We start from the raw sequence: 20,260 nt of genomic DNA on the forward strand, positions 1-20,260 counted from the left end.
AATAGGTGAAGTTTTTAGAACATAGTTCAATCACATTGGTTCCAAAGGAATGGAGCAGATGCAATGACCTTGTCCGAATTTCGAGCAAACCTTCAGACCGCCGCTCAAGATTCATCCCTGCGTGAAGGGCTGATCGGAGAGAACGTGCTGATCCCTGGTCTGCTTCGGGGCGTACCGCTTGTCTATGCGGATTACGTGGCCTCCGGCCGTGCGTTGCGGCAGGTCGAAAACTTTGTGGCCGGGCATGTGTTGCCGTTCTATGCCAACAGCCATACTGAGGCCTCTTTTTGCGGATCCTATATGACACGTTTGCGCCGCGAAGCACGCGCAGAGATCGCCCGCATTGTTGGCGCAAGGGGAGAAGACGCGGTGATTTTTGCCGGGTCGGGCGCCACTGCGGGTCTCAACCGGCTGGTCAGTTTGCTGGGGATAGAGCAAGCTGACCAGCCAGTTGTCCTGATCGGGCCGTATGAACATCATTCGAATATTCTGCCATGGCGGGAAAGCAAGGCGCGTGTGATCGAAATTCCCGAAGCCCCAGAGAGTGGCCTTGATCTGGATGCACTGAAAGAGGCGCTGGTTGCAAACCAGGATGCGGATCTGCTGATTGGTTCGTTTTCGGCGGCATCAAACGTGACGGGCATCATCACCGATCCCGATCCGGTCACACGGTTGCTGAAGGCGCATGGTGCTGTGTCGGTCTGGGACTATGCCGGTGGCGGACCTTATCTGCCGATGGATATGGGGCCGGCGGACGCGCGCAAGGATGCGATAGTCGTGTCACCACACAAATTTCCGGGCGGGCCGGGGGCGTCGGGCGTTCTGATCGTGAACAGTCATGCGGTTCAGCGCACCTGCCCCAGCTGGCCCGGTGGCGGAACGGTCAGTTTCGTGTCGCCTTGGCGCCATGATTACAGCGAAGATCTTGCCACCCGGGAAGAGGCCGGAACGCCAAACGTCATCGGAGATATCCGCGCCGCGCTGGCCTTCATCGTCAAGGATGTCGTTGGCGCCGAGGAGATCGCAAAGCGCGAGGCGCTTTACAATCAAATGGCGCTGGACGGCTGGCGTGGCAATCCAAACCTGACATTGCTGGGCGTGGACAACTCGCACCGCCTGCCCATCTTTTCGTTTCTCGTACGCGACAATTCCGGCCAGCCCGTGCACCAGCAGTTGTTCACCCGCATGCTGAGCGATGTGTTTGGCATTCAGGCCCGGGGCGGATGTGCCTGCGCCGGGCCTTATGCGCACCGACTGCTGGGCATAGACCGCGCGACATCCGAGGTTTTGCATGCCGAATTGTCCGCAGGGAAAGAGATGAAGAAACCCGGCTGGGTGCGGTTGAACTTCTCGTACCTGATGACCGAAGAGACGGTTCAGTTCATCATCGACAGTGTTAATGACCTGTCGCACCGGACCGAAGAATTCGTGCCATTCTACGACGCTGATCCGGCAACGGCCCGCTTCCGGGCGGCCTAAGGGAATTGCCGCTTTTCTCAACCCGTTGAGACGGGTATGAGGGGCTCGGATAACGGAGCCCCTCATGACCAAGATTACCCCGCAACCCGGCATCATGGACATCGCGCTGTATCAGGGCGGCCAGTCGCATATCAAAGGCGTGGCGGATGTCATCAAGCTGAGTTCCAACGAAAACCCCTTTGGTCCGGGCCCAAAGGCGATTGAGGCCGTTCGGGAAACTGCTGCCATGCTGCATCGCTATCCTAGCACGGATCATGCCAGTCTGCGCAGTGCAATCGGCGAGCGGAACGGGCTGGATGCGGCGCGGATCATCTGTGGCGTCGGCAGCGACGAAGTTCTTCAGTTCGTGGCGCAGGCCTATGCGGGACCGGGCGATGAGGTGATCCATACCGAGCATGGGTTTTCCATGTACCCGATCATCGCCCGTATGGTCGGCGCGGACCCGGTCATGGTGGCTGAAACGGATCGCACGGTCGATGTGGACGCCATTCTGGCGGCGGTCACCGAACGCACACGGATCGTTTTTGTCACCAATCCAGGCAATCCGACTTCGACCATGATTTCCGAGGCCGAACTGACGAGATTGGCGGAAAACCTGCCCGAAAGCTGCCTGATGGTGGTTGATGGCGCCTACGCCGAGTTTGTCGATGGGTTTGATGGCGGCGCGGCATTGGTGGACCGTTTTGAAAATGTGATCATGACGCGGACCTTTTCCAAGATCTACGGTCTGGGCGGGCTGCGTGTCGGCTGGGGGTACGCGCAGCAGCCGATCATCGATGTGCTCAACCGAGTACGCCAGCCCTTCAACCTGTCGCAGACTGCGCTGGCCGCGGCAGAAGCGGCGGTGCGGGACACCGATTACATGACGTTTTGCCAGACCGAGAACGCCCGCTTTCGCGTTTGGCTGTCGGATGAACTGGCGAAGATCGGCGTTCCGTCAGACCGGTCTTGCACCAATTTCATCCTGGCGCGCTTTGCTGATCAGGCCGAAGCCGAGGCCTGCGACGACTACCTGAAAACCCAGGGTTTGATTGTTCGGCGGGTTGCAGGCTACAACCTGCCGAACGCGCTGCGGATCACCGTTGGCGATGAAGAGGCCTGCCGCCGTGTCGTGGCAGCAATCACCGCGTTCAAAGGGGGCGCAGCATGAGCCAGATATATGACCGTGTGGCGCTGATCGGGCTGGGTCTGATCGCTTCCTCGATGTTCTGGGCCATCAAGCGCGCCGGTCTGGCCGGCGAAGTGACGGGCTATGCAAGGTCCGAAGCCACACGCGATACGGCGCGGCGCATCGGATTGTGCGACCGCGTGTGCGACACGGCGCGCGAGGCCGTTGAAGGGGCCGATCTGGTGGTGCTGTGCGTTCCCGTTGGTGCGATGGAAGCTGTTGCGCAGGATATCGCGCCGGTTCTGAAACCGGGTGCCACCGTGACGGATGTCGGTTCGGTCAAGCGCCACGTTATTCAGGCCGTGTCACCGCACGTTCCCGATGGCGTGCATTTCATTCCCGCCCACCCATTGGCCGGAACCGAGCATTCCGGCCCCGAAGCCGGGTTTGCGGAACTGTTCGACAATCGCTGGTGCCTATTGGTGCCGGTGGAAGACGCTGACCCTGAAGCCGTTACCCGGCTGCGTGCCCTGTGGGAGGGGATGGGCTCGAACGTTGATGAAATGGATGCCGACCATCACGATCTGGTTCTGGCCGTGACCTCTCATGCGCCGCACCTGATTGCCTATACGATGGTGGGCGTCGCGGACGATCTGCGGCGGGTCACAGATAGCGAGGTGATCAAGTACTCGGCAGCCGGTTTCCGGGATTTCACCCGGATTGCAGCGTCTGATCCGACTATGTGGCGCGATGTGTTTCTGACCAACAAGGATGCGACGCTGGAAATTCTCGGGCGCTTTACCGAAGAACTTTTTGCCCTGCAACGTGCGATCCGCACCGGGGATGGCGAGCATCTGTTCGATTACTTCACCCGCACCCGCGCGATCCGACGCGGCATCATCGACGCGGGTCAGGATACGGACGCGCCCGACTTTGGACGTGGCAAGGCCCATTCATGACAAAGATCTGGGGGCGCATACTGGTCGGAACTGCGGTGTTGATCGCCACCGCAACCACGGCTGCGCCACCAGAACAATCGCTGTTTCCATTGACACGCCCGGCGGCTTTTTCAGGGGGCGCAGTGATTTCCAAAGCGGCAGCAACCGTTGCGGCGCTGTCAGAGATGCGGCCCCAAACACGTCCGGAATCGCCTCAGGTTTTGGCCGCTGCTGCGCGACCTTCGGATCTGCCGCTGCTGGGACCGGACACGTCACTGATGCCGTACCTGCGCCCCAAAGAGTTGGAGCAACAGGCTTTTCTGAAGAAACGCAAACTGCGCAAGGGGTCAGTTTGCGGTGACATCGCCATTCAGGGCAAAGCGGTGGGCAGGGTGTCGGGTAAGATCAAGGCCTGCGGGATCAAGGATGCGGTCCAGATCACATCAGTTTCGGGTGTCGCGCTCAGCCGCCCGTCGACGATGGATTGCGGCACGGCGATCGCGCTCAACAAATGGGTCGACAAAGCCGTCATTCCCACCTTCAAAAGACGTGGTCCGGTAGTCGAGTTGCAGGTGGCGGCCCATTACGCCTGCCGCACGCGCAACAGCCAAAAAGGTGCCCGGATTTCGGAACACGGCAAGGGGCGTGCCATCGACATCTCGGGTTTCACAATGGCCGATGGTGAGGTTGTGACGGTTTTGAACGGTTGGCGCAAAAACCCCTCGCAAAAGCAGCTGATCAAGGTTTGGCGCGGTGCCTGTGGCCCGTTCGGAACCGTGCTGGGACCAAACTCGGACAGGTATCACCGCGATCATTTCCACCTGGACACGGCGCGGTACCGCAGCGGTACGTTCTGCCGCTAGTTCCGGCGCGCTTGCGATTTCAGGTTCATTGCCAGCAGATCGGTCTGTGCGTGGATGTGATTGAAACTCTCACGGGTCAGAACCTTTTGACCGTTCGCAAAATCAACGACGTGATCATAGGCCTCAAACAGAATATCCCGCAGCTTTTCGTTTTCGGAGGCATCCTTTTTGGGGGTGTATTCCAAATAGACCGGGGGTTTGACTTCGCCCAGGGTTCGCAGTGCGCCTTGCAGGACCTGCAATTCATGCCCTTCGACGTCGATCCAGATTAAACGAAGATCCTGAAGCGATTGGGCTTGGGTCTCGAGAAGTGAATCAACGGTGGTCACATCCACCATGATCGCATTATCCTGCGCCTCTCCGATTTTCGAACCGCCCCGGTTCAGTTCACTTGTGACGAAGGGCAACTGCCCGCTTTTGTCAGATGCGCCAACGCGCAGAATGGTCACTTTATCGTTCAGGTCGTTGATCTGAACGTTCCGGCACAGCAATTCGTGGTTTTCGGGGTCGGGTTCGATTGCAACGACCGAGTTGCAGTGCAGATCCCTGAAGAAATAAACTGTGTGTGTACCGATATTTGCACCGACCTCCAGCACGGAACCGCCTTCCGGGGGCTGGCCCGAACGGGTCAGATATTCGGCCAGTTCACGCACCGGTTCGCGACTGAACTCACCGAATTTCGTCAGGTGTTCTCCAATGACATCATGAGGGTAATAGACCAGGCTGTGATCGTCGAAATTGCGAAAGAACAGAACGTCATCTGTCCACAACTGCCGCAGCAGTTCGCGCCTGATCTTCTTGTGTCCCAGCGCCCAGTTCGAAATCCGATTGGAAATGAGTGTTCTTAGTCCCATTGACCGTTCCCGTAAGCGCTGAATTCTGTTTCGTGTCTGCCCAAGGTATCGCCGGGCATCACCGCAATATCAATCGGGGTGCAGGTCCCAGGGGCAAGGGGCCCAGTGCCACGAAACCGTCGCGGAAATTGAGCTGTAGGTCCAGCGCATTCGGATTTCCGCCCAAACCGGCCATAAAGTTCAGCGCCCGCGTGACCGGATCAACCGCCTGATCCGGCAAGGCACCGGCGGCGTTGGCCATGGCGATCATGTCGCGCCAGTTTTCCGCCTTGATGGCGATTTCGCCGGTTGGAATGCCCTGCGCGTCAACATCCAGCTCGCCAGCAGCAAACAGGCGCAACTCACCCCATCTGATTTCCGCCAGCCTCAGATCGATGGCTACCGGCTGCGGCCTGCTTTCCTCAAGCGCAGAACGGTCCCAGGGCTTGTCAAAGGTGACGGTCATGTCAATCGCCAGCGTTTCAAATGCCTGCGGCAGCGATGTGGCCGACCGCATGAGGTCGCGCAGATCCATGCCGGGACGAAAGCCGTCGATCCGGGCGCTGACCTTGTATGCTTCGGGCTGGCCGGACTGTTCCATAAGCAGATCAAGGGTTTCACCACCGGCCACCGCAGCAGCTTCGCCAGCGACAATCCACTTGTCCGCAGTCAGGGCCATCTTTTCCAGAACAAGTGCGACACCCGGCTGCAATTGCAGTTCTGCCTGCAAATCCGTTGCCTGAACGGTCGCCGTCTGGTCGAAATAGGACAGCCGTTGGGGCGTATCCGCAAACCGCAGCACCTGCCGACCGGGCCAGATCGCAGGGCTTTCGAACTCGATCCAGTCGGCGCTCCAGGCGGTGCCGTTGACCGGATCGGCCAGCCCCGGGTTGTTCAGCCGGGTCACGTGATGCGTCGGGTAACCCGCTGTTGCGACTTCGGAAAAATCGGCCTGCCAACCCAGTTTCTGTTGCTTGTCGAACCAGGCGGTTATCGCGCTGCGCAGCCCGTAACCGGCGATGAACCAATAGGCACTCCAGGCAACGGCAACAAATATGAGTACTCGTATCAGACGGCGCATGACAAATGGCCCTTTTTCCTGCGTCGGATTTGATGTTTATAGGCGCAAACGGGCAAGGACCAGTGTAATGACGATGTGGGTTTTCGGATATGGATCGCTGCTGTGGAATCCGGGGTTCCCGGTGGCACGCAGCGAACGCGCAACCTTGCATGGATATGCACGCTCTTTCTGCATGAGCTCCATCCACCACCGCGGAACCGAGGACAACCCGGGTCTGGTGCTGGCGCTGGACGAGCAGACCGACGCCCATTGCAAGGGTCTGGCACTGGCGGTCGAAACGGGGCACGAAGAACGCACCCTGCACGAACTGCGCGAGCGCGAACTGATTTCCTCGGCCTATGTCGAGAAGATGCTGGATGTGCATCTGGACTGCGGTACGGTGGTGAATGCCGTGACCTATGTGATCGACGAAGCCCATGTGCAGTATTGCGGTGGCATGCCCTTGGAAGAACAAGCTCAGATTATCGCCCATGCCGTCGGCGGGCGCGGTCCGAACACCGAGTATCTGTACAATACGACTGAACATCTGGCCGAGATCGGTCTGCGCGATCCCGATCTTGAGTGGTTGTCGCAACGGGTGCGCAGCATTACCGCATAAACCCTTGGCGTCACCGGCGGAAGTTCGCTAGATTCAGCGCAGAGCAGGCAAAAACCGGGAATGACGCGCATGGCGCAGGCACATCAGGGCGCGAGACCCCATTTCTCGCATCCCATCCGACAGATCGTGATGATGTTGATCGCGATTGGCCTGTCAGGGCTGGGTGTGTTCATGGCGCTGCCATACGTGCTGCCGGTGTTTCAGGCGAACCCCTATCTGAACGGGTTCATTCTGCTTGTTTTCGTCATCGGCGTTCTGGCCTGTTTCTATCAGGTGGGGCAGCTGATCGGCTCCGTCCGCTGGATCGAGGCATTTGTCGGCGGTGTTGTGCGCGAGGATGCCCGGACACCGCAGCTTTTGGCACCGCTGGCCTCGCTGCTGCGCGAACGCGGTGCGCGGTCGCAGATCAGTTCCAGTTCAACCCGGTCAATTCTGGATTCCGTCGCCGAACGGGTCGAGGAAGAGCGTGAGATCACACGCTATATCACCAACGTCCTAATTTACCTTGGCCTTCTGGGTACATTCTTTGGCCTTGCCACCACCGTTCCGGCCATAGTCGACACCATCCGCAGCCTGAACCCGCAGGAAGGCGAAGAAGGGTTGGCGGTGTTCAACCGGCTGATGACCGGGCTCGAGGCGCAGTTGCAGGGTATGGGCGTCGCATTTGGATCCTCGCTGCTTGGGTTGGCTGGCTCCTTGATCGTTGGCCTGCTGGAACTCTTTGCCGGGCACGGCCAAAACCGGTTCTATCGCGAGCTTGAGGAATGGCTGTCATCGATCACCCGCGTCGGGTTCGCGGCAAGTGAAGAAGGCGGCGCAGAAATCGCGGTTCTGACGCCGGTTCTGGATGCAATGTCCGAACAGATGAATGCGCTGCAGGATCTGTTTTCCGCGCAGGAAGCTGACCGCGCCGACCTTTCGGCCAAGATGGGTCAGCTGGTTCGAACCATCGGGGACATGAACCAGCGGCAGTCTGAAACCGAAGGTGTGACATCTGCTTTGGAACGCGTGGCCCTTGGTCAGGACGCGCTGCTGGATCACATGCGCGAACATGGCGCCGGCGACGGGATCGACGCCGAAAGCCGGATGCGCCTGCGGTCGATGGACGTGCAGCTGCTGCGTATCCTCGAGGAAATTTCGGCTGGCCGTCAGGAAAGCATGAACGAGATGCGCAAGGATATCGAATTGCTGGTCAGGGCGCTGACCCTGCCCAAGGGCGCCGTGCGCAGCACACCGGAAGGCGAGTAAGCCATGGCTCTGTCCCGCCGCACAGGTCAACGTTTCCAGGGTTCGGTCTGGCCGGGCTTTGTGGATGCGATGACCGGGCTGCTGATGGTTCTGACCTTCGTTCTGACCATCTTCATGGTGGTGCAATTCGTCCTGCGCGAAACGATTTCGGGGCAGGAGGATGAGCTGACGGCCCTGTCCGACGAAGTCGCCGCTTTGGCGGGCGCACTGGGACTGGAAGAGCGTGAAAACAGTCGTTTGCAGGCCCGTCTGGGTGCGCTGAACGCGACCTTGACGCAGGCCGAAGATGACCTGTCACAGGCACAGACCCGGATCACGGATTTTGAGGCTCAGGTCGCGGCTCTGCTGGTGGATCAGGAACAGGCGCGCGGGGCGATTGCTGATCTTCAATCCCAGCGCGAGGAATTGCTGAGCGAACAGGAGGCCCTGAACCTTGCGCTCGCCCAACGCCGGGCCGAAATCGACGCGCAGGCCGAAGCTGCCCGTTTGGCTGCCGCCCGCCGGGAAGCGCTGGAAGCACTCGTTGCCGATCTTGAGGCGAGCGATGCAACTCAAAGCAGCCGGATCGCTGAACTTGAAGAAACGCTGAGTGCGGAAGAGGCCGCGAAACTGGCCGAATCCGCCGCCGCCGAAAACCTGCGCAACCGTCTTCAGGACGCCGATGCCGAGCTGACGGCGATGACCCTGGCACTTGAGGCGCAGCGCAAGGACGCCGAGGATACTCTGACCCTGCTCGCCGCGGCGCAGGCGGCCAAGGCCGAGCTGGAGCGTCGCTTTGGCAATCTGGATCCGGAAGAATTGAAGGCGCAACTCAAGGCCGCACTGGCCGCGCAGACCCAGGCGCAAGAGGATGCCGAGGCGCAGAAGACACTGGCAGAAGAGCGGGCAACATTGCTGGCAGTGGCACGCAACACGATTGCGGATGAAAAAGAAATCTCTGCAGAAGCGCAGCGGCAAACGGCGCTTTTGAATCAACAGATGGCTGCACTGCGCGGGCAGCTTGGATCGTTGCAGGCCCTGCTGGATGACTACGAAGAGCGTAACGCATCGGCCAACATTCGCATCCAGACACTGGGGCAGGACCTGAACGCCGCTCTGGCGCGGGCGGCCTCGGAAGAACGCCGTCGCCGCTTGCTGGAAGAGGCCGAGCGGATACGGCTTGAGGCCGAAGCCGAAGCGCTGTCGGGTCAGAACCAGCAACTGGCGGCGCAGGCGGAAGATCTGCAACGGTACCGGTCCGAGTTCTTCGGTCGCCTGCGCGAGGTTCTTGGGGATCAGGAAGGCGTACGGATCGAAGGCGACCGGTTCGTGTTTTCATCCGAGGTTCTGTTCGACACCGGCTCGGCCGTCCTTTCCTCGGAAGGGCAATTGGAGGTCGCCAAGGTGGCCAATATCCTGCGCAGCGTGGCGGCGGAAATCCCTGAAGGTTTGAACTGGGTCATTCGGGTGGACGGGCACACCGACAACGTGCCGCTGGCCGGGACAGGGCGGTATCAGGACAACTGGGAACTCAGCCAGGGGCGCGCCTTGTCCGTTGTTCGCTACATGGTCGACGCGCTGGGCATCCCGCCAGACCGGCTTGCCGCAAACGGCTTTGGTGAATTCCAGCCCGTCAATCCGTCAGATACGCCCGAAGCCCGCGCCCAGAACCGGCGGATCGAGCTGAAACTGACCGAGCGCTGATCCCTTTACATCACGTCAGCCCATGCACGCGGGCAAACGGATCGCGGGTCTTGTCCTTGTGCCAGGTATACTCACACCACACCGACACCTTTTCGGCTACATCCATTCCTTGCATCCGGGCAATGGCACCCAGGGCCATATCCATTCCGGCGGAAACGCCGGATGAGGTCAGGAATGGCCCGTCTTCAACCCATCTGGCCCGGGGAACCCACTCCACGTCGGGCCCTTGGGCGCTGACCCACGAAAAGGCCGCCTTGTTGGTCGTGGCGCGCCGGTTGTCCAATACCCCGGCCCTAGCAAGAAGGGCGCTGCCAGTGCATACGCTCAAGGTGAATTCCGCCTTATCCGAACTGTCCGCAATCCAATCCAACAAGCGTGAGTTGTTGACTTCCTTGCGGGTGCCGGCTCCGCCCGGCACAAAAAGAATGTCATAGCCCTGCGCCGCGTCGATCGTCGTGTCGGCAAAGGCCTTCAGCTTTTGATTGCTTTCAACCGGCCCACTGGTTTCCGCGACAAGCTCCAGGGTGAAGTCATCGGTGAGCAGGCCGAACATCTCCATCGGGCCGAACACATCCAGCAACTCAAACCCGGGAAAAATCAAAGCGCCGATTTTGCGCATCCCTGTCTCCTGTCCTTTGAACGAAAATCGCCTGCCAATTTGGGTTGGCAGGCGATGGCTGTCGTTTCATTCTTAGGGTCAATCGGCCGTCAGCAGCGGAGGTTTGTCGCCCGGAATACGCGGCTGATCGGGGCCGAGGATTTCCAGATCAAGTTCGCCGTCCTTGACGGATACGCGGACCACACCGCCCTTGGCGAGTTTTCCGAACAGCAGTTCCTCGGCCAGCGGTTTCTTGATGTGCTCCTGAATAACCCGTCCCAACGGGCGGGCCCCCATCTTGTCGTCATAACCCTTGTCGGCCAGCCATTCGGCTGCGTTGGGGGTCAGATCGATCGAGACGCCGCGATCCAAAAGCTGCGCCTCAAGCTGCAGGACGAACTTCTCGACCACCTGCAGGATGACCTCTTTCGGCAGCGGCGCGAACGAGATCACCGCATCCAGACGGTTGCGGAATTCCGGCGTGAACATGCGCTCGATTGCGGCGGTGTCCTCGCCCTCGCGGCGATCACGGGCAAAGCCAATGGCGGCTTTGGCCTGTTCCTGCGCGCCCGCGTTCGAGGTCATGATCAAGACCACGTTGCGGAAATTCACCGTGCGGCCGTTGTGATCGGTCAACTCACCGTGGTCCATCACCTGCAACAGGATGTTGAACACGTCCGGGTGCGCTTTCTCGATCTCATCCAGCAGCAGGACGCAATGCGGATGCTGGTCGACGCCGTCGGTCAACAGACCGCCCTGGTCGAACCCGACATAGCCCGGAGGCGCACCGATCAGACGGGAAACCGCATGTTTCTCCATGTATTCGGACATGTCGAACCGCAGCAGTTCCACACCCAGCGTATCGGCCAGCTGTTTCGCAACCTCGGTTTTACCCACACCGGTCGGGCCGGCGAACAGGTAATTGCCGATTGGCTTTTCAGGCTCACGCAAACCCGCGCGTGCCAGTTTGATCGCGCTGGACAGCGCCTCGATGGCTTCGTCCTGACCAAACACCACTCGTTTCAGCGAAGCTTCGAGGTCTTTGAGAACCTCGGCATCATCCTTGGTGACGTTCTTGGGCGGAATGCGGGCGATCTTGGCGACCACCGCTTCGATCTCTTTCACACCGATGGTCTTGCGGCGTTTGCTTTCCGCGACCAGATGCTGGGCCGCGCCGGCCTCGTCGATCACGTCGATCGCCTTGTCGGGCAGTTTGCGGTCATTGATATAGCGCGCCGACAGTTCCACAGCGGTTTTGATCGCATCAGCGGTATATTTGATCTCGTGATGCTTTTCGAAATAGGGTTTCAGACCGCGCAGAATCTTCACGCTGTCCTCGACCGAAGGCTCATTCACGTCGATTTTCTGGAAACGGCGGCTCAGCGCGCGGTCCTTCTCGAAATGCTGGCGGAACTCCTTATACGTGGTCGAGCCCATGGTACGCAGCTTGCCGCCCTGCAGTGCAGGTTTCAGCAGGTTCGACGCGTCCATCGCGCCGCCCGACGTGGCGCCGGCACCGATCACGGTGTGAATCTCGTCGATGAACAAGACCGCGTCAGGATGGTCTTCCAACTCGGTCACGACAGCCTTGAGACGCTCCTCGAAATCACCGCGGTATCGGGTTCCGGCCAGCAACGCACCCATGTCGAGCGAGTAGATCGTGGTGTTGGCCAGAACATCCGGCGCTTCACCCGCGACGATCTTATGCGCCAGACCCTCGGCGATGGCTGTTTTGCCTACACCCGGATCACCCACCAGCAGCGGGTTGTTCTTGCGACGGCGGCACAGCACCTGGATGCAGCGTTCGACCTCATCTGCGCGCCCGATCAGCGGATCGACATCTCCAGCCCGCGATTTGGCGTTCAGATCGATGCAATACTTGCCCAGCGCGCTTTCCTTTTGTTCGCCTTCACCCGCGCTAGACTGAACCTCTTCCTCAACCTGATCCGCGCCGGAAACGGGACGGTTTTCACCATAGGCAGGATCCTTGGCCACGCCATGTGCGATGAAGTTCACCGCGTCATAGCGGGTCATGTCCTGCTCCTGCAGGAAATAGGCCGCGTTGCTTTCGCGTTCGGCGAAGATGGCGACCAGAACGTTGGCCCCGGTGACTTCGGTCCGGCCAGAGCTTTGAACGTGAATCGCCGCGCGCTGGATGACACGCTGGAAGGCTGCGGTCGGCACCGCCTCGGATCCGTCAATATCCGTCACCAGATTTGACAGATCCTCGTCGATGAACTCGACAAGGGTGCTGCGCAACTCATCCAGATCGACGCTGCACGCCTTCATCACGCGCACTGCATCAGGTTCTTCCAGCAGCGCCAGCAGCAGATGCTCCAGCGTTGCAAATTCATGTCGCCGTTCGTTCGCCGCAGCCAGGGCCGCGTGAATGGCTTGTTCTAATGTGCTCGAGAATGAAGGCACGCGGGTGCTCCTCTGTCTTGGGTCAGAAGGGGGCGCGTTAAAGGTCGGATCCCCATCCCAACCATGTCCTCATACTATTAGAGTTTGGTTGATCGTGGCGCGGCTTCAAGGGTTTTCTTACTCTTGACAGTCACATTTCGTGTGACCGTGACCGTGACGTGGGGCAAATAGGTCCTAAAACCGGTCTTTTCTAGCCCGAATTTCGGCAAATACCGATACAGGATCGGCATTTTCCATCCCCAGTTGAGTCTTGATCCCCGGATCCGTGGCCCGCAGAAACGGATTTGTGGCCTTCTCAAGCGCCAGAGTCGACGGAACAGTTGGCTCGCCGGCAGCCCTTGCGCGGTCGATATCCTGTGTGCGCTGCTGCAGCGCCGCGTTGTCCGGGTCGACTGTGATCGCGAACTTTGCATTGGATTGTGTGTATTCGTGACCGGAACAGACGATCGTCTCGTCGGGCAGGGCGGCCAGTTTGCCAAGCGAAGCCCACATTTGCGCAGGTGTGCCTTCGAACAGACGGCCGCAGCCCAAGGCCATCAGGCTGTCTGCTGTGAACACAGCCGTGCTCTCCGGCATGTAAAACGCGATATGTCCGATCGTATGGCCCGAGACGTCCAGCACATGAACCGGTTCGCCGCCGATTTCGAAAGTATCGCCTTCGCGCACCTGCAAATCCAGAGGCGGCAGACGATGGGCGTCAGCGGCGGCTCCGATCAATTTGGCCGGGTGATGTTCGAGGATTCCGGCCAGACCATCCACATGATCCCAGTGGTGATGGGTCAGCAGGACATGAGACAATTTCCAGTTGCGGGCGTCAAGCGCGGTCAGGATCGGTCCAGGTTCAGGCGCGTCGATCAATGCGGTCTGGCCACTGGCCGCATCATGCGCCAGAAAGGCGTAATTGTCGCTGAGGCATGGGATGGTGACGATCTCAAGAGGCATGGCCTTTTGCCCTTTCGTTGCTAGACTGCCGACAGCTAAGCCGATTGACCGGGTGTCCGCAATGCATCTTGATGTGCAGGATCTGAGGAATTTCTACTACCGCAGCACTTTGGGACGTGCCGCGCAGGCGGCGATCCGTGGTCGAATGGTCGAGCTGTGGCCCGAGGCCAAGGGGCAGACTGTTGTCGGGTTTGGATTCGCCGTGCCCTTGCTGCGCCCCTATCTGAAGGATGCGCGGCGCGTGATCGGGCTGATGCCCGGCCCACAGGGTGTGATGCCCTGGCCTGCAGGAATGCCCAACGTCTCTGTCCTAACCGGAGAGACGCTTTGGCCCATCGAAACCGGTCACGTGGACAAGCTGGTGGTTATGCACGGTCTGGAAACCTCTGAGCGTCCGACCCAGTTGCTGGAGGAATGCTGGCGCGTGTTGGGGCCGGGGGGGCGTATCCTGTTTGTCGTGCCCAACAGGGCGGGTCTGTGGTCGCGGTCCGACCGGACACCGTTCGGGTTTGGTCGCCCGTATTCCGCATCGCAGCTGGAATCCCAGCTCAAGGCCCATCATTTCGTCCCGGAAACGCATTGCTCGGCTCTTTACATGCCGCCATCCTATCGACGGTTCTGGTTGAAATCCGGCAATCTGATCGAAAAGACAGGGCAACGTCTGCCGACAATTATGGCGGGTGGCGTTCTCATGGTCGAGGCGACCAAGCTTATCCGGCCGCCAAGTGGCACCGTGACCAAAGATGCGGTCAAACGCCCGATCAAAGCGCTGGACGGCCTGCTCAAGCCGGCCTGACAGAACGGGTGATGGACACCCATGTCTGGTGCCTAAATCTGAGGGAAATAGGCCACAGGAATCGCCAAAAGCTGCAATTTGGTAACATTTTTCACCCATTCAGACGTGTCCAAAGGGTCGCACTTTGCGTAAGTGTATGAAATCAAACAATTTGTGGATAACATCGTAATCACTATACTATATTGCGAGGTTGGAACACCTCTGCTACATCCCCGGTGATTTTGATCCCCGCCCTACAAGGACGGGGTTTCTTCACGCCCCCGGGGTAGCTGCCGCACGCGAATTCGGGGCCCAAAATATCGGAAGGGTGGACGTGTCCGAACCAGCTTCGATTTCCACAGGCATCGCCGAGCGCTATGCCACCGCAATCTTCGAGATTGCCAAAGAGAATAATGACCTCGCAGGTCTGGAAACCGGCATCAATGATCTGGCAGCAGCTTTGGGCGAAAGCGCAGATTTGCGCGACCTGATCGCCTCGCCTCTGGTTTCCCGCGCCGAACAGGAAGGCGCAATCACCGCAATTGCCGCCAAGATGGGGCTGAACTCCATCCTGCAGAACACGCTGGGCCTGATGGCGCAAAAGCGTCGCCTGTTCGTTGTGCCGCAGCTGGTGCAGGTTCTGCGCGATATGCTGGCGGACGAGCGCGGCGAAGTGACCGCCGATGTCGCCTCGGCCAAGGCGCTGACCAAGACGCAAATGGAAAAACTGTCCAAAACGCTGTCCGAGCGTGTGGGCAAGACCGTGACAATCAATGCGACCGTTGATGAAAGCCTCATCGGCGGTCTTGTCGTTAAAGTGGGCTCGAAAATGATCGACAGTTCGATCCGTTCGAAGCTGAACTCCCTACAGAATGCAATGAAAGAGGTCGGATAAATGGGAATCCAAGCTGCAGAGATTTCTGCAATCCTGAAGGACCAGATCAAGAATTTTGGTCAGGAAGCCGAAGTGGCCGAGATCGGCCGCGTGCTGAGCGTCGGTGACGGGATTGCCCGTGTATACGGCCTGGACAATGTGCAAGCCGGTGAGATGGTCGAATTCCCCGGTGGCATCATGGGCATGGCGCTGAACCTGGAAAGCGACAACGTCGGTGTCGTTATCTTCGGTTCCGACCGTGACATCAAAGAAGGTGACACCGTCAAGCGCACCAACTCGATCGTTGACGTTCCGATCGGTGACGAACTGCTGGGTCGCGTTGTTGACGGTCTGGGCAACCCGCTGGACGGCAAAGGCCCGATCAACGCTTCCAAGCGCGGCATTGCAGACGTGAAAGCCCCGGGCATCATCCCGCGTAAATCGGTGCACGAGCCGATGGCAACCGGTCTGAAATCGGTTGACGCGATGATCCCGATCGGCCGCGGCCAGCGGGAACTGATCATTGGTGACCGTCAGACCGGCAAAACCGCCGTTGCTCTGGACACCATCCTGAACCAGAAAGTCTACAACGACGCAGCAGGCGACGACGAGTCGAAGAAGCTGTATTGCGTTTACGTTGCGATCGGCCAAAAGCGTTCGACCGTTGCGCAGCTGGTGAAGAAACTGGAAGAATCCGGCGCCATCGAATACTCGATCGTTGTGGCCGCAACCGCGTCCGACCCGGCACCGATGCAGTTCCTGGCGCCTTACGCCGCGACCGCGATGGCCGAGTACTTCCGTGACAACGGCCGCCACGCGCTGATCATCTATGATGACCTGTCGAAACAGGCCGTGTCCTATCGTCAGATGTCGCTGCTGCTGCGCCGTCCGCCCGGACGTGAAGCCTATCCTGGTGACGTTTTCTACCTCCACTCCCGCCTGCTGGAACGTTCGGCGAAGCTGAACGAGGACTTCGGTGCAGGCTCGCTGACCGCTCTGCCGGTTATCGAAACTCAGGGTGGTGACGTTTCGGCGTTTATTCCGACCAACGTGATCTCGATCACCGACGGTCAGATCTTCCTTGAAACCGAATTGTTCTACCAAGGCATCCGTCCTGCCGTGAACACCGGTCTGTCGGTTTCGCGTGTGGGCTCGTCGGCCCAGACCAACGCGATGAAGTCGGTCGCCGGTCCGGTTAAACTGGAACTGGCCCAGTACCGCGAAATGGCTGCGTTCGCGCAGTTCGGTTCCGACCTTGACGCCGCGACCCAACAGCTGCTGAACCGTGGTGCGCGTCTGACCGAGCTGATGAAGCAGCCGCAGTACTCGCCGTTGACCAACGCGGAAATCGTCTGCGTCATCTTCGCAGGCACCAACGGCTACCTCGACAAGATCGACGTATCGGATGTTGGCCGCTACGAGGCCGGTCTGCTGGCGCACCTGCGCGGCAAGCACGCCGACCTGCTGAAGTGGATCACCGACGAAGATCCGAAGGTCAAAGGCGACGCGTCCGACAAGATCAAGGCAGCGATCGACGAATACGCCGCAACCTTCGCTTGATAGGGGGTTCCGATGCCTAGTCTGAAGGACCTAAAAAACAGGATCGAGTCGGTCAAATCGACCCGCAAGATCACCAAGGCCATGCAGATGGTCGCGGCAGCAAAACTGCGCCGCGCCCAGGAATCTGCCGAAGCCTCGCGCCCCTATGCCGAGCGGTTCAATGCCGTGATGGCGGGGCTGGCGGCTTCGGTCGGGGGCAGCGACAGCGCCCCCAAGCTGCTCCGGGGTACGGGCAGTGATGATGTCCATCTGCTGGTTGTGATGACAGCTGAACGCGGCCTGTGTGGCGGCTTCAACTCGAACATCGCCAAGCTGGCCCGCCAAAAGGCGGAAGAGCTGCGCCTGAATGGCAAGACGGTCAAAGTTTTGACCGTCGGCAAGAAAGGCCGCGACGCGCTCAAGCGTGATTTTGGCGATCTGTTCGTTGGACATATCGACCTGAGCGAGGTCAAGCGTCTGGGGTATTCCAACGCGCAAGACATCGCCAAGGACGTCCTGTCTCGTTTCGACGGGGGAGAGTTCGACGTTGCCACGATCTTCTACTCGAAGTTCGTCAACGTTGTTACCCAGATCCCGACGGCACAGCAGGTCATCCCCGCCTCGTTCGAGGACGAAGCGGCAGGTGACGACAGCGGTGCCATTTTCGACTACGAGCCCAGCGAAGAGGCCATCCTGGCCGACTTGCTGCCCAAGGGGGTTGCGACCGCGATCTTCTCGGCTCTGCTCGAAAACGGAGCGTCCGAACAGGGTGCACGGATGTCCGCGATGGACAACGCGACACGCAACGCGGGTGAAATGATCGACAAGCTGACGATCCAGTTTAACCGCTCGCGCCAGGCCGTGATCACCAACGAGCTGATTGAAATTATTTCCGGCGCCGAAGCGCTGTAAGAAAACCGGAGACGAAACATGGCGAATGCAAAAGGCAAAGTCACACAGATCATCGGGGCCGTCGTCGACGTGCACTTCGACGATCAGCTGCCTGAAATTCTGAACGCGCTGGAAACCACCAACAACGGCAAGCGCCTGGTGTTGGAAGTTGCTCAGCACCTGGGTGAAAACACTGTCCGCACCATCGCGATGGACGCGACCGAAGGTCTGGTCCGTGGTGAAGAAGTGACCGACACCGGCGCACCGATCTCGGTTCCCGTCGGCAACGCTACTCTGGGCCGCATCCTGAACGTGGTCGGCGAGCCGATCGACGAAAAAGGCCCGGTTGAGGCGACAGAAGCGCGCGCGATCCACCAGCCCGCACCGACCTTCGCGGAACAGTCGACCGAGTCGGAAGTTCTGGTCACCGGCATCAAGGTTGTTGACCTGCTGGCTCCCTACGCAAAGGGCGGTAAAATCGGCCTGTTCGGCGGCGCCGGCGTTGGTAAAACCGTTCTGATCATGGAACTGATCAACAACATCGCAAAAGTGCACTCGGGCTTCTCGGTGTTCGCGGGTGTTGGTGAACGGACCCGTGAAGGGAACGACCTGTACCACGAGATGATCGAATCGAACGTTATCAAGCCGGACAACCTGTCGGAATCGCAGGTGGCCCTGGTTTACGGTCAGATGAACGAACCTCCGGGAGCGCGTGCGCGTGTTGCTCTGACCGGTTTGACCCTGGCCGAGCAGTTCCGCGACCAGTCCGGTACCGACGTTCTGTTCTTCGTCGACAACATCTTCCGCTTCACGCAGGCGGGTTCCGAGGTTTCGGCTCTGCTGGGTCGTATTCCTTCGGCCGTGGGCTATCAGCCGACCCTGGCGACCGACATGGGTGCCCTGCAGGAACGCATCACCTCGACCAAAGCTGGTTCGATCACCTCGGTTCAGGCGATCTACGTGCCCGCGGACGACCTTACCGACCCCGCGCCGGCAACTTCGTTTGCGCACCTCGACGCGACTACCGTTCTTAACCGTGCGATCTCGGAAAAGGGTATCTACCCTGCGGTTGACCCGCTCGACTCGACCTCGCGTCTGCTCGATCCGGCCATCGTCGGCGAAGAGCACTACAAGGTTGCGACCGACGTTCAGCAGATCCTCCAGCGCTACAAGTCGCTGCAGGACATCATCGCCATTCTCGGCATGGACGAACTGTCGGAAGAGGACAAGCTGACCGTGGCCCGTGCCCGTAAGATCGAACGCTTCCTGTCGCAGCCGTTCGACGTGGCCGAAGTCTTCACCGGTTCTCCGGGTGTTCAGGTTCCTCTGGATGTCACCATCTCGTCGTTCAAGGCCGTTGTGGCCGGCGAATACGATCACCTGCCCGAAGCGGCCTTCCTGATGGTCGGCGGCATCGAAGACGTGATCGCCAAGGCCGAGAAGATGGCTGCAGCGGCTGCCTAAGGAGAAACCCTGATGGCAAACACGATGCAATTCGACCTCGTCAGCCCGGAGCGGAGCCTTGCTTCGCTCGCGGTGACGGCGGTCCAGATTCCCGGCGCGGACGGGGACATGACGGCAATGCCCGATCATGCCCCCACCATCACCACACTGCGCCCCGGTCTGCTGAAGGTTGAGGCGCCCGAAGGGTCCAGCGAATATCTGGTCACCGGCGGGTTTGCCCAGATCAACGGTGACAGCTTGTCGGTTCTGGCCGAAAAGGCCATTCCGGTTTCAGAAGTGACCCGTGCGCATATCGACGATCTGATCGCCGAGGCCCGCGAGTCGCACGAAGCGGCAAAAGGTGGCGACGATCAGACCATCGTCGACGACGCGGCCAAACTGCTGGCCGACATGGAAGCGCTTGGAACGCATATGAGCCTGTAACGCGGGCTTGATCGCTTATGAATTAGAACGGCCTCGCGTTTGCGGGGCCGTTTTTTTGTCGTGCTTTTGCCCGAATGCCGGAATAAGTTGCGGGAATTCAAGAACAACGACGACAGAATGAAAACTTTTCAAACCCATCCGATTGGCATTGATCAAGGCGAGGCCCTGTTGTTTTCCGATTTTGCCAATGGCGGTGAAATGTGGACAGGCGAGGGGGCGCGGGAACGCCGGACAACAGTTGCATTCAGCCAACCGTTTCGCTCGGCACCGATGGTACAGATCGGCATTTCGCTGTGGGATGTGGACACGTCCTCGGCGCTGCGCGCCGAAATCAAGGCCGAGAACATTACGCCCGAAGGGTTCTGCGCCGTCTTCCGCACCTGGTCGGATACGCGCGTTGCCCGCATCCGCGCCTCGTGGACCGCGATTGGCGAGGTGCCGCACGAGGATGACTGGCATATATCCTGAGCGCTCCTTCAGAACGGAAGCCGCGCTCTTG

Annotated in this window: 19 protein-coding genes; 14 read left to right on the top strand and 5 right to left on the bottom strand. The window is 59.6% G+C overall.

Going from position 1 to position 20,260, the window contains the following annotated elements; genetic code table 11:
• Positions 1 to 63: 63 nt before the first annotated feature.
• From ACR0FE_RS14070 to ACR0FE_RS14085, 4 genes are all read left to right on the top strand, one after another.
• The gene (locus tag ACR0FE_RS14070; RefSeq protein ID WP_480913407.1) at positions 64 to 1,479 is read left to right on the top strand and encodes an aminotransferase class V-fold PLP-dependent enzyme; all 1,416 of its coding nucleotides are present in this window, start codon (positions 64 to 66) and stop codon (positions 1,477 to 1,479) included.
• Between the two features lie 64 nt (positions 1,480 to 1,543).
• Positions 1,544 to 2,629, top strand: a complete 1,086-nt coding sequence (gene hisC / locus ACR0FE_RS14075) for a histidinol-phosphate transaminase (protein WP_480913409.1) — start codon at positions 1,544 to 1,546, stop codon at positions 2,627 to 2,629.
• The gene (locus ACR0FE_RS14080; RefSeq protein ID WP_170680954.1) at positions 2,626 to 3,546 is read left to right on the top strand and encodes a prephenate/arogenate dehydrogenase family protein; all 921 of its coding nucleotides are present in this window, start codon (positions 2,626 to 2,628) and stop codon (positions 3,544 to 3,546) included. Before hisC ends, ACR0FE_RS14080 begins: the two co-directional genes overlap by 4 nt.
• Positions 3,543 to 4,388 carry an extensin-like domain-containing protein gene (locus ACR0FE_RS14085; RefSeq protein ID WP_170680952.1) on the top strand — a complete coding sequence of 282 codons (846 nt, stop codon included), beginning with the start codon at positions 3,543 to 3,545 and terminating at the stop codon, positions 4,386 to 4,388. The genes ACR0FE_RS14080 and ACR0FE_RS14085 overlap by 4 nt, the downstream gene beginning before the upstream one ends.
• Here the strand turns inward: ACR0FE_RS14085 and ACR0FE_RS14090 are convergent.
• Positions 4,385 to 5,242, bottom strand: coding sequence for an FkbM family methyltransferase (locus ACR0FE_RS14090; protein WP_480812323.1), 858 nt, complete (start codon positions 5,240 to 5,242; stop codon positions 4,385 to 4,387). The genes ACR0FE_RS14085 and ACR0FE_RS14090 overlap by 4 nt on opposite strands.
• Before the next feature lie 58 nt (positions 5,243 to 5,300).
• Entirely contained in the window at positions 5,301 to 6,302 is a 1,002-nt protein-coding gene (locus ACR0FE_RS14095) for a DUF2125 domain-containing protein (RefSeq protein WP_480913411.1), read from the bottom strand.
• 67 nt (positions 6,303 to 6,369) lie between these two features.
• Between ACR0FE_RS14095 and ACR0FE_RS14100 the strand changes: the two genes are divergently transcribed.
• From ACR0FE_RS14100 to ACR0FE_RS14110, 3 genes are all read left to right on the top strand, one after another.
• On the top strand, positions 6,370 to 6,900 hold the full coding sequence (locus ACR0FE_RS14100) for a gamma-glutamylcyclotransferase (protein ID WP_170680946.1): 531 nt from the start codon (positions 6,370 to 6,372) through the stop codon (positions 6,898 to 6,900).
• Positions 6,901 to 6,969: 69 nt separating this feature from the next.
• The gene (locus tag ACR0FE_RS14105) at positions 6,970 to 8,148 is read left to right on the top strand and encodes a biopolymer transporter ExbB (protein WP_170619555.1); all 1,179 of its coding nucleotides are present in this window, start codon (positions 6,970 to 6,972) and stop codon (positions 8,146 to 8,148) included.
• Between the two features lie 3 nt (positions 8,149 to 8,151).
• Complete coding sequence (locus ACR0FE_RS14110; protein ID WP_480913413.1) at positions 8,152 to 9,831, top strand: peptidoglycan -binding protein; 1,680 nt, start codon at positions 8,152 to 8,154, stop codon at positions 9,829 to 9,831.
• A gap of 10 nt (positions 9,832 to 9,841) precedes the next feature.
• Here ACR0FE_RS14110 and ACR0FE_RS14115 read toward each other — a convergent pair whose 3' ends face one another.
• The 3 genes from ACR0FE_RS14115 to gloB form a co-directional block, all read right to left on the bottom strand.
• Positions 9,842 to 10,450, bottom strand: coding sequence for a DJ-1/PfpI family protein (locus tag ACR0FE_RS14115; protein ID WP_480913415.1), 609 nt, complete (start codon positions 10,448 to 10,450; stop codon positions 9,842 to 9,844).
• A 78-nt stretch (positions 10,451 to 10,528) separates the two neighbouring features.
• The gene (clpA, locus tag ACR0FE_RS14120) at positions 10,529 to 12,853 is read right to left on the bottom strand and encodes an ATP-dependent Clp protease ATP-binding subunit ClpA (protein WP_170680940.1); all 2,325 of its coding nucleotides are present in this window, start codon (positions 12,851 to 12,853) and stop codon (positions 10,529 to 10,531) included.
• A 174-nt stretch (positions 12,854 to 13,027) separates the two neighbouring features.
• Positions 13,028 to 13,795 (bottom strand): hydroxyacylglutathione hydrolase, encoded by a 768-nt coding sequence (gene gloB, locus ACR0FE_RS14125; protein ID WP_480913417.1) that lies wholly within the window; start codon positions 13,793 to 13,795, stop codon positions 13,028 to 13,030.
• A gap of 61 nt (positions 13,796 to 13,856) precedes the next feature.
• Between gloB and ACR0FE_RS14130 the strand changes: the two genes are divergently transcribed.
• The 7 genes from ACR0FE_RS14130 (at position 13,857) to ACR0FE_RS14160 (ending at position 20,229) form a co-directional block, all read left to right on the top strand.
• Complete coding sequence (locus ACR0FE_RS14130) at positions 13,857 to 14,591, top strand: methyltransferase domain-containing protein (protein ID WP_170614771.1); 735 nt, start codon at positions 13,857 to 13,859, stop codon at positions 14,589 to 14,591.
• Positions 14,592 to 14,904: 313 nt separating this feature from the next.
• Entirely contained in the window at positions 14,905 to 15,465 is a 561-nt protein-coding gene (locus ACR0FE_RS14135) for a F0F1 ATP synthase subunit delta (protein WP_170614770.1), read from the top strand.
• On the top strand, positions 15,466 to 17,004 hold the full coding sequence (atpA, locus tag ACR0FE_RS14140) for a F0F1 ATP synthase subunit alpha (RefSeq protein WP_480913420.1): 1,539 nt from the start codon (positions 15,466 to 15,468) through the stop codon (positions 17,002 to 17,004).
• Positions 17,005 to 17,016: 12 nt separating this feature from the next.
• Positions 17,017 to 17,895, top strand: a complete 879-nt coding sequence (locus tag ACR0FE_RS14145) for a F0F1 ATP synthase subunit gamma (RefSeq protein WP_170614768.1) — start codon at positions 17,017 to 17,019, stop codon at positions 17,893 to 17,895.
• A gap of 18 nt (positions 17,896 to 17,913) precedes the next feature.
• A complete protein-coding gene (atpD, locus tag ACR0FE_RS14150; RefSeq protein ID WP_170614767.1) occupies positions 17,914 to 19,338 on the top strand; it encodes a F0F1 ATP synthase subunit beta in 1,425 nt (474 codons plus the stop codon).
• A gap of 12 nt (positions 19,339 to 19,350) precedes the next feature.
• Entirely contained in the window at positions 19,351 to 19,761 is a 411-nt protein-coding gene (locus ACR0FE_RS14155; protein WP_170817178.1) for a F0F1 ATP synthase subunit epsilon, read from the top strand.
• A gap of 117 nt (positions 19,762 to 19,878) precedes the next feature.
• Entirely contained in the window at positions 19,879 to 20,229 is a 351-nt protein-coding gene (locus ACR0FE_RS14160) for an H-type lectin domain-containing protein (RefSeq protein ID WP_170614765.1), read from the top strand.
• The last annotated feature ends 31 nt before the right edge of the window (positions 20,230 to 20,260 follow it).

It is taken from the genome of Ruegeria sp. K7 (assembly GCF_056531785.1).

Coding starts and splice junctions, on each gene's coding strand:
- ACR0FE_RS14085 (WP_170680952.1), top strand. CDS start 3,543: ATGACAAAGATCTGGGGGCGCATACTGGTCGGAACTGCGGTGTTGATC.
- ACR0FE_RS14095 (WP_480913411.1), bottom strand. CDS start 6,302: ATGCGCCGTCTGATACGAGTACTCATATTTGTTGCCGTTGCCTGGAGT.
- ACR0FE_RS14100 (WP_170680946.1), top strand. CDS start 6,370: ATGACGATGTGGGTTTTCGGATATGGATCGCTGCTGTGGAATCCGGGG.
- ACR0FE_RS14110 (WP_480913413.1), top strand. CDS start 8,152: ATGGCTCTGTCCCGCCGCACAGGTCAACGTTTCCAGGGTTCGGTCTGG.
- ACR0FE_RS14160 (WP_170614765.1), top strand. CDS start 19,879: ATGAAAACTTTTCAAACCCATCCGATTGGCATTGATCAAGGCGAGGCC.
- ACR0FE_RS14145 (WP_170614768.1), top strand. CDS start 17,017: ATGCCTAGTCTGAAGGACCTAAAAAACAGGATCGAGTCGGTCAAATCG.
- atpD (WP_170614767.1), top strand. CDS start 17,914: ATGGCGAATGCAAAAGGCAAAGTCACACAGATCATCGGGGCCGTCGTC.
- ACR0FE_RS14130 (WP_170614771.1), top strand. CDS start 13,857: ATGCATCTTGATGTGCAGGATCTGAGGAATTTCTACTACCGCAGCACT.
- ACR0FE_RS14155 (WP_170817178.1), top strand. CDS start 19,351: ATGGCAAACACGATGCAATTCGACCTCGTCAGCCCGGAGCGGAGCCTT.
- gloB (WP_480913417.1), bottom strand. CDS start 13,795: ATGCCTCTTGAGATCGTCACCATCCCATGCCTCAGCGACAATTACGCC.
- ACR0FE_RS14090 (WP_480812323.1), bottom strand. CDS start 5,242: ATGGGACTAAGAACACTCATTTCCAATCGGATTTCGAACTGGGCGCTG.
- ACR0FE_RS14105 (WP_170619555.1), top strand. CDS start 6,970: ATGGCGCAGGCACATCAGGGCGCGAGACCCCATTTCTCGCATCCCATC.
- ACR0FE_RS14115 (WP_480913415.1), bottom strand. CDS start 10,450: ATGCGCAAAATCGGCGCTTTGATTTTTCCCGGGTTTGAGTTGCTGGAT.
- hisC (WP_480913409.1), top strand. CDS start 1,544: ATGACCAAGATTACCCCGCAACCCGGCATCATGGACATCGCGCTGTAT.
- ACR0FE_RS14070 (WP_480913407.1), top strand. CDS start 64: ATGACCTTGTCCGAATTTCGAGCAAACCTTCAGACCGCCGCTCAAGAT.
- ACR0FE_RS14080 (WP_170680954.1), top strand. CDS start 2,626: ATGAGCCAGATATATGACCGTGTGGCGCTGATCGGGCTGGGTCTGATC.
- atpA (WP_480913420.1), top strand. CDS start 15,466: ATGGGAATCCAAGCTGCAGAGATTTCTGCAATCCTGAAGGACCAGATC.